The 16,513-nt window shown below is 45.1% G+C and carries 15 protein-coding genes and 1 pseudogene; 10 read left to right on the plus strand and 6 right to left on the minus strand.

Annotated elements, in window-relative coordinates:
• Window positions 1–121 precede the first annotated feature (121 nt).
• Window positions 122–877, plus strand: a complete 756-nt coding sequence (locus tag OSC7112_RS04105) for a 4'-phosphopantetheinyl transferase family protein (RefSeq protein WP_015174718.1) — start codon at window positions 122–124, stop codon at window positions 875–877.
• Window positions 878–1,184: 307 nt separating this feature from the next.
• On the opposite strand, the gene OSC7112_RS04110 is transcribed toward OSC7112_RS04105, so the two are convergent.
• Entirely contained in the window at window positions 1,185–1,925 is a 741-nt protein-coding gene (locus OSC7112_RS04110) for a winged helix-turn-helix domain-containing protein (protein WP_015174719.1), read from the minus strand.
• Between the two features lie 111 nt (window positions 1,926–2,036).
• Window positions 2,037–2,195: a hypothetical protein gene (locus OSC7112_RS39310; RefSeq protein ID WP_015174720.1), complete on the minus strand. Its 159-nt coding sequence runs from the start codon at window positions 2,193–2,195 to the stop codon at window positions 2,037–2,039.
• A gap of 264 nt (window positions 2,196–2,459) precedes the next feature.
• On the opposite strand from OSC7112_RS39310, the gene OSC7112_RS04115 reads away from it, so the two are divergent.
• On the plus strand, window positions 2,460–3,206 hold the full coding sequence (locus tag OSC7112_RS04115) for a creatininase family protein (RefSeq protein ID WP_015174721.1): 747 nt from the start codon (window positions 2,460–2,462) through the stop codon (window positions 3,204–3,206).
• 153 nt (window positions 3,207–3,359) lie between these two features.
• Here the strand turns inward: OSC7112_RS04115 and ndk are convergent, their stop codons facing one another.
• The gene (gene ndk / locus OSC7112_RS04120; RefSeq protein WP_015174722.1) at window positions 3,360–3,809 is read right to left on the minus strand and encodes a nucleoside-diphosphate kinase; all 450 of its coding nucleotides are present in this window, start codon (window positions 3,807–3,809) and stop codon (window positions 3,360–3,362) included.
• A 639-nt stretch (window positions 3,810–4,448) separates the two neighbouring features.
• Here ndk and OSC7112_RS04125 point away from each other — a divergent pair.
• Window positions 4,449–5,204, plus strand: a complete 756-nt coding sequence (locus tag OSC7112_RS04125) for a hypothetical protein (protein ID WP_015174723.1) — start codon at window positions 4,449–4,451, stop codon at window positions 5,202–5,204.
• 4 nt (window positions 5,205–5,208) lie between these two features.
• On the opposite strand, the gene proB is transcribed toward OSC7112_RS04125, so the two are convergent.
• Window positions 5,209–6,318, minus strand: coding sequence for a glutamate 5-kinase (proB, locus tag OSC7112_RS04130; protein WP_015174724.1), 1,110 nt, complete (start codon window positions 6,316–6,318; stop codon window positions 5,209–5,211).
• An 861-nt stretch (window positions 6,319–7,179) separates the two neighbouring features.
• Here proB and OSC7112_RS04135 point away from each other — a divergent pair.
• From OSC7112_RS04135 to OSC7112_RS04155, 6 genes and pseudogenes are all read left to right on the plus strand, one after another.
• On the plus strand, window positions 7,180–7,392 hold the full coding sequence (locus tag OSC7112_RS04135; RefSeq protein ID WP_015174725.1) for a hypothetical protein: 213 nt from the start codon (window positions 7,180–7,182) through the stop codon (window positions 7,390–7,392).
• A gap of 80 nt (window positions 7,393–7,472) precedes the next feature.
• A complete protein-coding gene (locus OSC7112_RS04140; protein WP_223300755.1) occupies window positions 7,473–7,835 on the plus strand; it encodes an NINE protein in 363 nt (120 codons plus the stop codon).
• 91 nt (window positions 7,836–7,926) lie between these two features.
• The gene (locus OSC7112_RS04145; RefSeq protein ID WP_015174727.1) at window positions 7,927–8,631 is read left to right on the plus strand and encodes a helix-hairpin-helix domain-containing protein; all 705 of its coding nucleotides are present in this window, start codon (window positions 7,927–7,929) and stop codon (window positions 8,629–8,631) included.
• 242 nt (window positions 8,632–8,873) lie between these two features.
• Window positions 8,874–8,942 (plus strand): annotated as a pseudogene (locus OSC7112_RS42115) (hypothetical protein); the annotation flags it as partial.
• Between the two features lie 441 nt (window positions 8,943–9,383).
• Window positions 9,384–10,394 (plus strand): chlorophyll synthase ChlG, encoded by a 1,011-nt coding sequence (chlG, locus tag OSC7112_RS04150; protein WP_015174728.1) that lies wholly within the window; start codon window positions 9,384–9,386, stop codon window positions 10,392–10,394.
• Window positions 10,395–10,633: 239 nt separating this feature from the next.
• Entirely contained in the window at window positions 10,634–13,189 is a 2,556-nt protein-coding gene (locus OSC7112_RS04155; RefSeq protein ID WP_015174729.1) for a transglycosylase domain-containing protein, read from the plus strand.
• A gap of 117 nt (window positions 13,190–13,306) precedes the next feature.
• Here the strand turns inward: OSC7112_RS04155 and OSC7112_RS04160 are convergent, their stop codons facing one another.
• On the minus strand, window positions 13,307–14,647 hold the full coding sequence (locus OSC7112_RS04160; RefSeq protein ID WP_015174730.1) for a 16S rRNA (cytosine(967)-C(5))-methyltransferase: 1,341 nt from the start codon (window positions 14,645–14,647) through the stop codon (window positions 13,307–13,309).
• Between the two features lie 150 nt (window positions 14,648–14,797).
• On the opposite strand from OSC7112_RS04160, the gene OSC7112_RS04165 reads away from it, so the two are divergent.
• Window positions 14,798–15,514, plus strand: a complete 717-nt coding sequence (locus OSC7112_RS04165; protein WP_015174731.1) for a Uma2 family endonuclease — start codon at window positions 14,798–14,800, stop codon at window positions 15,512–15,514.
• A 130-nt stretch (window positions 15,515–15,644) separates the two neighbouring features.
• Here the strand turns inward: OSC7112_RS04165 and OSC7112_RS04170 are convergent, their stop codons facing one another.
• Window positions 15,645–16,319, minus strand: a complete 675-nt coding sequence (locus OSC7112_RS04170) for a Uma2 family endonuclease (RefSeq protein WP_015174732.1) — start codon at window positions 16,317–16,319, stop codon at window positions 15,645–15,647.
• Between the last annotated feature and the right edge of the window lie 194 nt (window positions 16,320–16,513).

A 16,513-nucleotide genomic window follows, 5' to 3' on the forward strand; every position in this document is an offset into this window, starting at 1 on the left:
AAGTAGAACAAAAGTAGAACAGGCATCTTGCCTGTTTCTCAAAGTAGAACAAAAGTAGAACAGGCATCTTGCCTGTTTCTGGGAATGCTGGATGAGGTGACTCAGAAAAGAAGATAAATACATGATTGCTGCTGTTGATTCGTGGAATTTTCCACCGCTAGACTTGACATTGGATCGGGGCGAAATTCATGTTTGGCGCGTCTCTCTGGATCAAACAGAATCTTGCTTGGAGAGTTTACAACAGACTCTCTCTACCGACGAGCGGACAAAAGCCGAGGGTTTTCACTTTCCCAAAGATCGATCGCAATTTATTGTGAGTCGTGGCGCGCTGAGAGCGATTCTGAGTCGCTATCTTAACATAAATTCTTGGATTTTGCGCTTTGACTACAATCCCTACGGCAAACCCTCTCTCATCGCCGCTCAAGGTGGAAATACCCTGCGTTTCAATTTGTCTCACTCAGGAAACATAGCTTTAATTGCTATTACCAAAAATCGAGATATTGGTGTCGATATTGAAGGCATAAATCCCAACTTTTCTTGCCTAGAAATTGCTGAAAAGTTTTTTTCACCCTTAGAACACTCTGTGTTGCTTTCGCTCCCAGAACATCTCCAACCCCGCGCTTTTTTCACCTGCTGGACTCGCAAAGAAGCCTACATTAAAGCAGTCGGCAAAGGACTTTCTATTCCCCTGAATCAGTTTGCTGTCAGCCTCGCACCAGGAGAACCTGCCGCGCTGTTAAATGTTGAAGACAACCCCGAAGAAGCATCGAGATGGTCTTTAATTGAATTAATTCCCAGTTCAGATATGGTGGCGGCTGTTGCGGTTGCAGGAGATTGCTCGCAACTTAATTGTTGGCAGTGGACGGGGGAGTTTTGATTTATACTGAGATGTTGCACCATTCTCAATCAGCTTTTTATGAACAGGCTTTCCGGCCTGTTCCACAAAGAGTGAATTTTCTCGCTTCACAGGCCGGAAAGCCTGTTCTTGAGAATGGTGTAATATCTGAGTTTATACCGATCGCGAGCGGGTAAAAGAGAACGGTAACGCTCGCTGGAATAGCTCTACTGGTTGCACCTCCAAGCTATTGGACGGCGCACCCTACACAGACAAATAAGGACACAAGAATGTTGTGTCCCTACGTCTATTCGACTGCAACTTGCCACCCTACGACTGATTTAACAATTCAACCAAATCGATAGCCAAACCCGCGTACCGTAATGATATATTCCGGTTGACCCGGATCTATTTCCAACTTTTCGCGCAGCCAGCGGATGTGAACGTCAACTGTTTTGCTGTCTCCGATAAAATCTTGACCCCAAATTTTTTCCAGCAACTGATCCCGAGACCAAACTCGCCGGGGATTACTCATAAATAGTTCTAGTAAGCGAAACTGTTTAGGAGAAAATTTCACTTCCAGACCGCGAACCAACACGCGGCACTCTTCAGGATAAAGAGTTATACTTTTATATTGCAGCATCATCGGTTGTCGCAACTGACCGAGGCGCTGGCGCCGCATCAGCGCCCGACAGCGAGCGATAAACTCCCGCATTCCAAAAGGCTTGGTCAGATAATCATCCGATCCGGCTTCTAGGTAAAAAGCGCAATTGTTGGCACTTCCTCTAGCACCGATAATCAAAATAGGGACGGGATTTCCTTGATGCCGTAACATTCGACACAGATCCAAACCGTTAATTGAATCCATAATTAACAGGCTGAAGGCAAATTCACCGTGGTATGACGAAGAAGCCTGTACAGAAGGCAGAGCGTTGCGCCCGTCGCTAGTAACCACCACCTCGTAGCCCTGTTCTTTAAGGGCTAAAGCTAGCATTTCCCGCAACAGATCTTCACCTTCCAATAACAAGATACGGCCGGCTTGTCCAACAGCCAACCTTGAAGGACTTTCGCTTAATTCAGCAGAAGACATAAATATAAGTAGGAGTGATGTTTGTATGTGGCTAGCGGGAGGTGCCTTCTTCAGTAGCTGAGGCACTCTCGCGCTGCGATCGCTTGTACGATCGCCAGAAAGTTCGATCGCTTAGAATCTTTCGCCAGTCCATCCCACAGACACGCGCTCGACCTTTGCTACTTGCTCGTGTAAGGAATACAGCCGTAGAGCAGTTGCCGGAACCGCGCTGTCTGCCTGCGTCCAGGCCACAGAAGTCTGGTCATTTTTCGGGGTTGGTGTTAATTTCATAAAACATTGCCCGCTGTTAATTGACCACGTAACACCCAATCTAGAGGGATATGATTGTTATACTACTATTAAAAGGTTATTAAAAGGTAAAGTTTTGGCCCTCAACTGGTTAAATTATTAACGTTAAGTAATATAACGGTAAAGTTGCGATCGCACTGTAGAGCTTTGTTTAAGAATACAATAATAAATTGGTCCAAATTCCTTTTTCTTCCCGTGCCGGCTACGATCGACGATAGCAAGTAAAAATTCTGTAGACTGCCTATCATGTTGCTGCATTTGAGTACCTGGCCCGAGGTAGAAGCTTATCTCGATAGCTCCCGAGGCATAATTATCCCGATCGGCTCCACCGAACAGCACGGGCCCACCGGCTTGATCGGGACTGACGCCATTGCTGCCAAGGCGATCGCCTGCGGTGTCGGCGAAGCTGCCAATGCCTTAATCGGCCCGACAATTAATGTAGGGATGGCCTTGCACCACACCAGCTTTCCCGGCACAATCAGCCTGCGACCGCAGACCCTAATACTGGTAATCAGGGATTATATCACATCTTTGGCAAAAGCGGGTTTTGAGAAATATTTCTTCATTAACGGTCACGGTGGCAACATTGCCACGATGAAAGCAGCATTTTCCGAGACATACGCGCATTTGTCGGACTTAAAATTACCGAAGGCCGATCGAATCCAGTGTCAAATCGGCAACTGGTTTATGTGCGGCTCAGTGTACAAACTAGCAAAAGAATTGTACGGAAACCAAGAAGGTTCCCACGCCACCCCCAGCGAAATAGCCTTAACCCAGTACCTTTATCCAGAAGCAATCAAGCAAGCTCCGCTTTCGGAAGAAGTCGCTTCCGGGCACAAAATTTTCGGTGCTGCTGACTTCCGCCGCCGATTTCCCGACGGGAGAATGGGTTCAAATCCGGGCTTAGCAACCCCCGAACAAGGTCAGCAGTTTTACGAATTAGCAGTCAAAGAATTGACTAATAATTATTTGGAGTTTTTAAGTTCCGATTAACGTTTTTTATTCTCGTTGCCAGGAATAGCTTGGTAACGAGTAAAAATCTCAAACTCTTCTATATTTTACAGTTATGAGTGAGTCAGCGACATGATATTTCATCTGTTTGAGAAAAGCTATATCTCCCGATTAACCACCGGGAGAATATCAAAACTATTCCACAATCCAAGGAGTTAAACAAGGTGTCCAAGCACTCAATTCTTCTTCCTTGAACCAAAGGCTAATTTCCGCACGGGCAGTCTCGACAGCATCAGAACCGTGAATCAGATTACGGCCGACATTGACGGCAAAATCTCCCCGAATTGTCGCCGGTTCTGCATTCAGAGGATTTGTTGCGCCAATGATTTTTCTCGCCGACGCCACAACGCCCTCGCCTTCCCACACCATCGCCACTACAGGGCCTGAAGTGATAAAGTTTACCAATCCAGCAAAGAAGGGTTTTTCTTTGTGAACATCATAATGTTGTTCCGCTAGTTCGCGACTCGCCGTCATTAGCTTCATACCAACTAGCTTAAAGCCCTTGGCTTCAAAACGACCGATAATTTCGCCGACGAGTCCGCGCTGTACGCCGTCGGGCTTAATCGCTAAAAAAGTCCGTTCCAAGATTAACTCCTATAATTGTGTTAACTGATCCAAAAGATAGAGTAACTCAGAACGCACCTAAAGGCAATTCTGAGAATTGGAAATTGTCATTGGGAGACTTATGGCCGCAGGAATAAGGAATAAGGAATAAGAAGAGGGAAGAGAAAAGAGGGAAGAAGCAATAAAACCAAGGGTTAAAGAAACCGGGTTTCTCAGAAAAATTTTTGTTGCGCCGCGATGAATCTCCGAAGAAACCTGGTTTCGAGACTCCTATGCGTCTAGGACTCAGTTGCAGGGAGCATCCCGATTTTGTAAACAGCATTTTTTAGCAGTGCGAGCAGAATGCTCATTTACCTATATTAGGTTAATCAGAGTTTAAATTATCGGTTAACAAATAATCAAACTCTTGTGGGGTGGCTTTGAGGAAAGCCCGAAATATGCAATTTAAATGTAGAATATTTTATCTCTAGGGAACAAGATGCTCGAACTTCTGGCACAATATGATACAAGTCACAATTTCCTGTGACTGCCAACACTCTTACCTGCGATCTCAAATACAAATATGTATGATAATAAACACAATTATTTAGGCTCGAAAATATAGATAATTAAGAAAGGTATGAAGACGATCTTGACAGCAACCATTCAGGCGAAAAAAGTATGAAAGCCATTGTAGCATTCATTGAACCCAAAAAGCAAGAGTTTGCAAAATTGCCCTTGTTTGACTTTCTAGCCAACAAACACATTCACGCGAATCAACGACTAATTTTTGCACCTGTACTCGCTCCTTTGGCGGTGGGATTGAGCGATTTAAATAAATATGTATTGCGAGAGTCTTCTAGTAATAGCAAAGTTCAGGAACTAATTAATAAATATACTTATAAAAAAAACTATTACTGGCACGACTATCTAGAATACCTAGAGGAACTGGGCTTAAATCAATTAATGAGTTACGGCGACTTCAGACTGCTTTGGGGTGAAGAAACTAAAAAAACTCGATCGCTGTGTTCAGCGCTCGAACGCTACGCTTGGAAAACCTCTCCCATTGAGAAACTGGTGTTAGTGGAAGTCCTCGAAGGAACGGCGAAAGTTTTTTTTGAGGCGGCGCTAGCAGTGGTAATGGAATTACAGCAAATTACCCAAAAAGAATATGTTGATTTTGGAGGAGCTTATGGGGGTTTAGAAAATTATGACCTTTTAAACACGCCAGAGATGTTGCAAGTTTTAGCAGATATCAAACTTACTAATGCGGAACGCCAAGCAGCTTTAGAATTAGCACACAATGTATTTGAATTGTTTACAGAAGCGATGAACGAGCTGTTCCGACACAGCCAAACAAATTCTTGCAATACTGTGCTGCAAGTATCCTCAATTTCTGCGTTCGCTCATTGCTCGATCGACTGTCTCGATATGTAGTAGTTTAAACAATCACTAAATTATCTCGGTGTACCGCAGTTTCTACACCCGCATAGCCTAAAATCTCAGCAATTTTATCGGACTTGCAGCCCTGGATTTGTCTCAATTCTAAACTGTTATAATTCACAAGTCCTCTAGCAATTTGCTTGCCGGCTGCGTCGCACAACTGCACGGAATCATCAGCTTGAAATTCTCCTTCTACTTGAGCAATACCCGCAGCTAAAAGCGATTTTCCGCCGTGGGAAATTGCCTTGACAGCACCCGCATCTAAATATAGTTTTCCTGCCGGAATTAGCACGTTAGCTATCCAGTGTTTGCGAGCGTTTACAGGGCGCGGTTGAGGCTCGAATTGAGTACCGATCGACTCTCCGTTGAGTATTTTCTCGATATTACCAGGAAAGCAGCCGTCAGTGATGACAGTCCGCACTCCCGATGCAGTTGCTATTCTCGCCGCTTCAATTTTTGTCACCATTCCGCCGGTTCCCCAACCGCTGCGGGAATCTCCTGTTTGCACCTGAAATTCTGTTAGCTGTGCCATACTTTGGACTAGGGCGATCGGCTGCGCGTCGGGATTGCTGCGCGGATCTGCCGAATACAGCCGATCGACATCTGTGAGTACAAACAACCAATCTGCTTCTACCAAACTCGCTACTAGCGCCGAAAGCGTGTCGTTATCGCCAAATTTGAGCTCGTCTACGGCTACTGTATCGTTTTCATTGACGATCGGAATCACGCCCAACCTCAGCAGTTGCCCAAAAGTATTGCAAGCGTTAACATAACCGTTACGCTGCACTAAATCGCCCCGGGTGAGCAATACTTGAGCGATCGGCTGTTGTAGAGTAGTAAACAAGTCATCGTACACCCGCATCAGCCGCCCTTGGCCCACAGCCGCCACAGCCTGTTTCAGAGCAATATTTCGCGGGCGTTCCGTCAAACCCAAGCGCGCGCAGCCAACCCCAACCGCACCCGAAGAAACCAAAACTACTCTATGACCTTGCTGCCGCAAATCAGCTAAAATTTCGACCAATGCAGCAATAGTTGAAAGAGCTAAGTTTCCTGTAGTCGATCGAGTCAGAGTCGAAGTTCCAATTTTAACAACAATAGTTTTAGTCATTAGTCAGTAGTCAGTAGTCAGTAGTCAGTAGTTATTAGTTATTAGTGATACAGCGGTTCTCAAAAAAGTGAGGTATGCCCGCGGAGGCCACGGAGGCCTATGCCCTAGAGTACCTCATATGAGAGCTCGAAAGGCTATAATATCATTTCCAGTAGACATCTCCAATAATTATTATTGTGGAACAGGCATCCTGCCTGTTCAAAGCTGGCTTTGCTGGAGATTTCTAGTTGATTATAACCAATACTGTTGTCATTATTTGCTCTCCATCTACTCCACTCTATCCCAGAACTTGACAGGCAATTAATACTAACAAGAGTGAATGCAGGCTTGCTCCCAGGGAGCCAGAGCCTCAGATACCGCCTGTGCTTGGTGCGCCTGTCATCAGTAATGGGAGCATCTCTACACCGCAGACTTGCCAGAGTCGAGCCGGAAGGGCCAAGTTCACCGATTTCTGATGTCCTCTTGCTCACACTTTCGCCTGTTACAGAACCATTTGTACGAAACTTTCCTTGTTTCTTGAGATTCACTTGCCGACAGCGCGATCGCCCACTTGTCGGTACGGGCGCCTGATTGATGTGGCGAGGGCGTGATTGATGTGGCGAGGGCGTGATTGATGTGGCGATCGACTAACTCACTCTTTTAAGATACAAGGGGCTGGTTCACCCTCATCTTTAATATCAGCAACAGATCCAGATCGACTCGCCCCAGTCGCTTACTTTAGCGGAAAAACTTAGTTTAACATGGAAGTAATATCTTGTCGGCTGATGATTGAGAGACTGGCCCGGGCGATCGCACCAAGCGGAAGTTGACAATCCGGCTAATTTATAGCTAAATTTTAATTTAGGATGAGGCTTAAACCGAATGAGCAATTTGAACAGCCGCAAGTTAGAGGGAACGCCGAGTTGGATGCGTTTCGCACCCTACGCAGCCTTGGGAATTTTAATATTTTCTCTCAATTCAGGCAGCGAACTAAATTATTTCTTGAGAGGCTACTTAGTCATTCTACAGGCTCAAGCCGGTATAGTTCTGCTGTATTTTGTGATGTCTAAGTTTCGCAAAAACCCAAATCAATGAGTAAAAATTAGTAAGATTACTTAGCTCGCTCGTTAAAGGTCGAGGGTTAAAGGTCGATCGCGGAAGTTAAAATAAAAAAAATGGGGAAAGTAAAAATGGTAAAAGATAAAACCGTAGCAGTTGTGTTAGCTTTCTTTGTAGGAGGTTTCGGAATTCACAAATTTTATTTGGGCAATAACTTAGCAGGGGTATTATACTTGCTATTTTCTTGGACATTAATTCCGTCACTGATCGCATTTTTCGATTTTATCGGGCTGCTGCTGATGTCGGAACAAGCTTTTCAGGTTCAGTACAATGGCGGCACGTTGCCGTCTGGGTATGCCCTCAGAGCGGCAAAAGATGTAACAGGGGCGATCGGCGAATTGAAAAAACTTTACGATATGGGCGCAATTACGGCAGAAGAATATGAAGAAAAACGCCAAAAACTGCTGCGAGAATTGTAATTAAGAAGGAAGAAGGAAGAAGGAAGCCCACTATTAAAAAAGTGGGATTGAAATAAGTGTGAGATCGCAACTATTTAAGGGTATAACTAAAGTGTCTCAAGATTTATACTGGCTGCGTCAAACTCCCAACTGGGTGTGGTATGCTTTTATTCCCTACTTCGGCGGATTGGCGATCGCCTATGCAGGCCAAAAGTCAAATATTCGCAGTTGGATGGGATGGGGTGTTGCAATTACTTTAGCAGCACTAGCGGTATCTTCTTCAGCTAATTTGGGTACGATCGTTTGGATCGCTCAGATTGTTACTGCTTTTAGTTTGAAAAAGCGCTATCTGATCAAAACCGCACCCAGAGGTTTACTGGTTCCTGCGAGTGCGACGAATGCCGAAGAACTGGCAAACGTGCGCGGCAAAATAGATATTAATGAGTGTACCAAAGACGATATGGTGAGAATCTTGGGTTTGCCGATCGTCTACGCCAACGATATTGAATCTTTGCAAAACGAGGGCTACATTTTTACCCACGCCGAAGAGTTATCAGAAATAGCCGGAGTTCCCGAAAGTCACGTCAGACGAATCGCCCCGATGATTTGCTTCAGCTACAATTATCAAAAAGAATTGCAGTTTACTTGGAAACGGTTAAATATTCTTTCGCCCGAAGAGTTAATCGCCAGCGGTTTAGATCGGGCTGTTGCCGAAAAAATAGTTAGAGAAAGGCAGAGAAAAGGCGCTTACAAATCAGTTGTAGAAGTGAAGCGGCGGACGGGACTGCCTTTTGATTCGTACCGCCATATTTGTTAATTTACAGTTGTTAGCACGAACAGCTTATGACAACAAAATTATAAGTTTACCGACAAAAATTGTCGTGTCGAAGTGAACGCCGGAGTGGAGAAAGTAATCGGGTGGTAATTCTCCTGGACTTGCTTAAGTGGCAATTTAAACCGGCTCGAAGAAGTGGTAGCATCTCTTTAATCTAAAATCTAAAATCTCAAATCGATTGATGGATGGAAACCACTGTGGAAAAGTAGCGGGTTCGCGACTATTTAAACATCGACGGGGAAAATCTGATTGCAGAAATAGAAGACATGGGGCGAAGTGAAAGCCGGAGATGAGAGAGTAATCTGGTGGTAATTCTCCTGCAGTTGCTTAACTGGCAATTTCAACCGGATCGAAGAAGCGGTAGCATCTCTTTAATCTAAAATCTAAAATCTAAAATCTAAAATGGATTGATTTTCTGCCAGATGAGATGATTCAAGGGTAGTATGGCAAAAAACTCGATCGCCTCCTGGTAATTGACATTAAATGCACCTGCTGGCAAAAATCTCCCCCAGAAGGCGGGCTCGGCGAAATTATAAAAAAAAGTATTTATCCTCTTGACATTTACACAAAATAGTGATATTCCAATATATTGTGAAACTCGTACTTTTCCCTAGCATCAACTCCAAGCCAGGGTAAGTTTTCAAGAATCTGCCTTAAATATCAGTGGTAAGCTATCTGAATTATTATTGAAATGCAAAACGACACAATAGTAGCAGTACCGCTAACATCAAATTATGTCTGACTCTCCTCCATCCCAAATCTCCCCAGAATCTGCACCGGAAAGTGCTGCTACCGACAACCGCAGTGCCAAAACTAGGCAACTGTTGGGCATGAAAGGGGCCGCTAGCGGGGAAACTTCTATCTGGAAGATTCGCTTGCAATTGATGAAACCGATTACCTGGATTCCCCTAATTTGGGGCGTGGTGTGCGGGGCGGCGTCTTCTGGAAACTATGTTTGGAACCTAGAGAATTTCTCGATCGCAGCAGCTTGTATGCTGATGTCAGGGCCGTTGTTGGCCGGGTACACTCAAACTTTGAACGATTTTTACGATCGCGACATCGACGCCATTAACGAGCCCTACCGTCCGATTCCCTCCGGTCTCATCTCGATTCCCCAAGTAGTAACGCAAATTTTGGTATTATTAGCGGCTGGCATTGGGGTGGCTTATGCTCTAGACTTGTGGGCGGGTCATGAATTCCCGACAATGACTGTTTTGACTCTCGGCGGTGCGTTTCTAGCTTATATCTACTCTGCGCCCCCGCTGAAACTCAAGCAGAATGGCTGGTTGGGAAATTATGCCCTGGGTGCTAGCTACATTGCCCTGCCTTGGTGGGCGGGTCAAGCTTTGTTTGGTACACTAGATCCCACCATTATGATCTTGACCCTGTTTTACAGTTTGGCAGGGCTGGGGATTGCGATCGTCAACGATTTCAAAAGTGTTGAAGGCGATCGGCAATTAGGGTTAAAATCTTTGCCAGTGATGTTTGGCATCAGCACCGCAGCTTGGATTTGCGTGTTAATGATCGACATATTTCAAGCTGGGATTGCAGGCTACCTGATCGCCATCCACCAAAACCTTTACGCTGTCATTCTGCTGCTGCTGATAATTCCCCAAATTACTTTTCAGGATATGTACTTTTTGCGTAATCCCCTGGAAAATGATGTTAAATATCAGGCAAGTGCTCAGCCTTTCCTGGTTTTGGGTATGCTGGTAGCAGCCTTGGCACTGGGTCGTGCGAGTTAAGCAGAGTTTTGAGGTTTGAGTTAAAAAATTTTGAATTCAAAAAATCTAATTCACTTCTCAAAACAATACCAAACTCTGCAGCGTTAAGAAAAGTTTTGAATTTTGAGTTGTGAATTAAAAACTTTTTAATTCACAAAATTAAATTCAAGGCAGCGTGTTATTCAAGAAAAAATGTCGAATTAAAAATTAATAATTTAAGAAAGCTAGCTTTTTTAAATTTTAATTTTTAATCGGACTTGATGAGGTGTGAAGGTCTGAACGTGGCAGAATTTTTCTCAAATATCAAAGATACATTGAGCAAAGTCACTAACGCAATAAGCGGTAATTCCGATCGAGAACCGCCGAAGGCTGCGAAGGGCAATATGCTCAACTCGCCGGAATCGGAGGCGGAATTTTCTACACGGACAAGGGATGAGCGAGCGGAGTATGTGGTATCAGAAGATCCTGCACCTCTAGAAGAGTCAGAATATTTAGATTCAGAATATTTAGATTCAGAATATTTAGAGCCAGAATACGCTCGATATCCAATAGTCAAGCGCGATTGGGAAGGGTTGAAGCGGTTAATTGCTTGGTTGGACATTGAACCTCAAGTTACCAGCTTGCAAACCAAGGGAAAAGAATTGTTGCGGCCGGGATTAAGTTTGCTGGGAACTAAATCACCCCAAAAATTGGATAGTAGCGAATTGCCGGAAAATAGCGAATCGCCGAACACCAAACTGCCGAGACATACGGAACTACAGGAAATTAGCTCACCGCAGGAAATTAGCTCACCGCAGGAAAAAACTAAAAAACGGATATCCCGCCCCCCTAGATTTTGGATAAGTTTAGGTGTAGTCAGTATAGGCGGGGGCGCTTTAATCTACTGTTTGTGGATTTTGTACACCTTAGACAAAGGTTTGCCGGATGTTAACGATTTGTCAGCGTTTAACCGCGACGGAACGCTGACAATTAAGGCAGCAGATAATACGATTTTGTTGCAGTCGGGGCCTGCAACTAGAGAGAAGCTGAAACTTAAAGAAATTCCCGAACAGTTGGTTAAAGCTTTTATTGCCATAGAAGACCGCCGTTTTTACAAACATCACGGGGTGGATTATCAAGGTATTGTGCGCTCCATAGTTTCTAATTTGATAGAAAGAGATGTAGTGCAGGGCGGCAGTACAATTACGCAACAATTGGCTCGGGTTGTTTTTCTCAATCAGGAAAGAAGTATTAAGCGGAAAGTCCGGGAAGCTCTTTTAGCTCAGAAAATAGAGCGAGAGTTGAGTAAAGACCAAGTTTTAGAACGGTATTTAAATCTAGTTTATTTGGGTTCGGATGCTTACGGTGTGGCAGATGCGGCTTGGGTTTTCTTTAGTAAAACAGTCGATAAATTAACTTTGGCAGAGATGGCAACTTTGGCGGGTTTACCGCCGGCACCGAGCGAATATTCGCCTTTGGTTAATCCGGATATGGCTAAGAAACGCCGCAATCTTGTGCTGCAAGAAATGCAGGAAGCGAAGGTAATTACAGAGGCTCAGGCGAAGGAGGCGATGGCGGAACCTATGGCGGTTAAACCAAGTCCGCCGAAGCGATTTAATGTAGTGGCGCCTTATTTTGCTAGTTACATTCGGAAGGAATTGCCGCACTATGTTTCTCAGGATGCTTTGGAAGCGGGCGGTTTGACTGTCGAGACGACGGTGGATTTGAAGTGGCAGAAAATAGCAGAAAAGGTAGTTAAAGATGCGATCGAAGTTGATGGCCGCCGTCAGGGTTTTGAACAGGCGGCTTTAGTTTCTATGGACACTAAGACTGGGGAAGTTAAGGCGCTGGTAGGAGGTGGAAATTTTAAGGAAAGTCAGTTTAATCGTGCTACGCAGGCTTTGCGGCAGCCCGGATCGACGTTTAAAGGGCTGGTTTATGCAGCAGCGATGGCGGCTGGTTTTTCTCCCTATGACAGTTACGAAGACGAACCAATTATTATCGACGGCTATCAACCGAATAATTATGGCAAAAAATTTAGCGGTTGGCGATCGATATCTGATGCTTTGACGAGCTCGGTGAATGTCGTAGCTGTGAAGGTGTTGATGGATGTGGGGTTTGAACCGGCGATCAAATTAGCCAACGATATGGGGATTAAGTCTAAATTGAGTCCGATTTATTCCCTGGCTTTGGGTTCTTCAGAGGTTAATTTGCTGGAGTTAACCAATGCTTACGGTACTTTAGCATCGCAAGGGAATTTTATTGAAGCCCACGGAATTAAGCGGGTGATTAATCAGCGGGGAGATGTGATTTATCAGGCTAATTTTAAACCGAAGCGGGTTTTGGATAAGGATAGTGCTGCGATTACTACTTGGATGTTGGAGGGTGTTGTGCAAGACGGTACGGGGGGACCGGCTGCTTTAAACGATCGCGCTGTAGCAGGCAAAACTGGTACTTCGGAAAATGTCAGGGATTTGTGGTTTATTGGTTACATTCCACAGGTTGTGACTGGGGTTTGGCTGGGAAATGATGACAATTATCCCACCTGGGGAACTAGCGGTACGGCGGCTTACAATTGGCGCGATTTTATGAGTCAAATTGTTAAGGGAATGCCGGTAGAGAAGTTTCCGAAGTTGCCGGAGTTGGAGGGCCGCAAAGGCAGTATTAAGGCCAAACCGGTGCACCCTAATAGGATTATTCGGGGGATGATTGTGAATGAGGATGGTGCGATCGTACCGTACAATCCTAATCCTGAACCGAAGTATTACCCACCGCAAGAGCCTGCTTATCAAGAGCCTGCTTATCAAGAGCCTGCTTATCAAGAACCTGGATATTAAGCGGGTTTTACCAACAATTGCCACCCGTAGGGGTGGGTTTCACCAACAATAATCGCCTAAAAGCAATAATCTCATAAACCCGCCCCCACTCCGGGCGGTAAATCACAATCTACAAATCTAATCTTGCTTTAGCCTTACCATAAAAAAGCCGTCCATGTGATGTCTGTGCGGCCACACTTTCACCCATCCTTCGGGTGATGGCTGTACGGGTAAATCAATTGTTGGCGGTTCTATTTGCCAGTGAGGATTGCTGTCTAAGAACGATCGAATAACTGTTTCATTTTCCAAGGGATGAATTGTGCAAGTTGCATAAACTAATACGCCGCCGGACTTGACAAATGTGGCTGCATTTGCTAGCAATTCCGATTGCAGTTGAGATTGTTGTTGAATGTTTTCGGGCGTGTGGCGCCAGCGGGCGTCGGCGCGGCGGTGGAGGGTTCCGAGGCCAGAACAAGGTGCGTCTAGTAAAACTCTGTCTGCGAGGTTAACAAACTCTGGGAAATGGCGGCTGTCTCCGGTATGAATTTTAATGGATTTCATCTGGAGTCTGTCGGCATTTTCTTTAAGTTTTTTGAGTCTGCTGGCGGTTTTGTCGCAGGCATAAATTGTGCCTGTATCCTGCATTAATTCGGCGCTGTGGGTAGTTTTTCCCCCCGGCGCGGCGCAGGCGTCGATGATGGTTTCCCCTGGCTGGGGCGCTAGTAAATGGGTGACTAATTGAGCGCTGCTGTCTTGGATTGTCCACCAACCTTCGCTGTATCCGGGGAGGTTTTGAATTGCGCCGATGCTGCCATTTAGTCTTAATGCTTGCGGCAAGTGTGGGATTCTGCTAGTTGAGATGTTGTGGGTTTGGAAGGCAGCTTCGATTTGGGCGATCGAGCTTTTTAAGGGATTGATTCTCAGGTCAATTGTGGGGGACTGGTTGAACCATTCACAGAGTTGTTCGGTTTCGGTTTCGCCTATTTGTTCGATCCACAATTTTACCAGCCATTCGGGGAAGCTGTGCAGAATTCCCAGGCGTTCGACGGGTGATTTATAATTAGTAACTGTTAATGGGTTTAAGTCGTTATCTGTTAAACGGATGTATTGGCGCAACAAACCGTTGACAAAACTGCTAAGTCCTGAAAAGCCGTTTTCTTTTGCTAGTTGAACGGTGGTGTTGACGGCGGCGGAGGGGGGAATCTGGTTGAGATATTCGAGTTGATATAAACCTAAATGTAGGATGGTGCGGAGTTCGGGCGGTTGTTGGGAGGATTTCTTTGTTGCTAGTTTGTCGATGATGAAGTCGATCGATCGCATTCTCCTGACGCTACCGTAAACTAATTCTGTCACTAAACGCCGATCGAGGTCGTTGAGTTGAGAATTGCTGAAAGCGCGATCGAGTGCGGCATCTGCGAATGCACCTCGGCGGTGGACTTCGCGGAGTGCGAGAAAAGCTATTTGGCGGGGATTTTGCATAGTTGGTTAGTGATAAAAATACTCGGCGATTGGAAATCGCGTCTACAAAAACAAAGTCCGCGAAGGCGGACTATAATCTAAATAACTGCTTACTTATTTTACCATTTCCTGTTTCGAGTTTCTGTACCCTTGATTAAAAGGTAATATCTTATGACTCAAACATCTGTAAAAAATACAAAAAATCTAGATCGACAAACTCCTTCGGAAGATGCAGAAAAGATGCTGCCGCTGGAAAATGGCGATCGGCTTTCGCAGCCTGAATTTCACGATCGCTATCTCGCCATGCCGCAGGTTAAGAAAGCTGAACTAATAGAAGGAGTTGTGTATATGCCATCGCCAGTACGTTTTGAACCTCATGCTGAACCTCACAGTAACATTATTGGCTGGCTGTGGAATTATCGGATTGCTACTCCCGGTGTTCGGCTGGGCGACAATGCAACGGTACTTTTAGATGGCGATAATGAACCGCAGCCAGACGCTTTGCTGCGAATTGAAAATGGGGGAAATTCGCGCATTACTGATGATGATTACGTGCGAGGTGCGCCGGAATTGATTGTGGAAATAGCCGCTAGTACCGCGTCTTACGATTTGCACGATAAGAAAAAGGCTTATCGGCGAAATGGGGTGCAGGAGTATATTGTTTGGCAGATTAACAAAAAACGTTTGTATTGGTTTAGGCTAGATAAAGGTAAGTATGTTTCTCTTCAACCTGATGAGAATGGTGTTGTACACAGTGTAGTTTTTCCAGGTTTGCGGTTGGCTGTGGCTGCTTTGTTGGAGGGTGATTTAGCGCAGGTGATGAGGGTGTTGCAGGAGGGGATTAATTCGGCTGAACATGGGGAGTTTGTTAAGTTTCTCGGCGGTTGAAACGGCGTCTTGTCAAACAAAACCCGCCTCAACTAAAGAAACCGGGTTTTTGGCCGTTTTTGCGCTGTAACGCCTCTTCTGGGCAAAAAAACAGGTTTCTGACACCCGTGCGTCCAGAACTATAAAAGTTTCAAACTTCCTCTGGATTTATCCCCATTTCTCGCAATTTTTCTGAAAGGCGATCGGCTTTTTGCTGTACTAACTCTTTCTCCTGTCGTTCTTGTTCCATTTGTCTTGACAACTCCACATAAGACAAAAACTTTAGTCCATCGGGACGATAAATTTCTAAATCTCCCGATGCAGTTTCAAAACGGATTTCCAAACGCGGACTTACCCAACCCTCCATTGATTCAATATAGTTGAGTTGTCCGTCACTTCGCAGCCAACCTATTAACTCATTATCCTCTGGATCGTAGACATAATATTCTTCTACTCCATAATTGTCATAGAACTTAAACAGCTTAAACATTTCTCCCAGTCGGTTTCCAGGCGAAAGGATTTCAAAGACCACTTGCGGCGCAATATTATTTTCAAGCCACTGTTTGTATGAACCTCTGTCACCTTTGGGTCTGCCAAAGACTACCATAGTATCAGGTGCTTGGCGAGTTTTGTTATCGCCTTCGACGGGATACCACAGCAAGTCACCTGCTACAAAAACATTTTCGTTGTCTTTGAATAAGGCATCTATTCCACCTTGAATTTTTACTATTAATTGGAACTGTTTGGTATTGTCAGACATGGGTTTTCCGTCGCTGTCTGGGTAGATGATTTCTGGCAAAGTTTGAGTGGGAATTGTTGCTGTCATCAGGATGACTCCATTGCTAGTAGCATCAGTTTCTATTTTATGCCTATTTTAACAAAACCTGCGTTCGCGCGTTGCAGAAACCCGGCGGTTGAAACCGCGGCTATACAAACAAAACCCGACTAAAGCGGGTAGAATTTCCTTTCTTCAGTCCGCGCAGGCGGACTTTGTTTGTGTAGCCGCGATTTCCAATCGCT

It is taken from the genome of Oscillatoria nigro-viridis PCC 7112 (assembly GCF_000317475.1).
GTDB classification, from domain to species: domain Bacteria; phylum Cyanobacteriota; class Cyanobacteriia; order Cyanobacteriales; family Microcoleaceae; genus Microcoleus; species Microcoleus nigroviridis.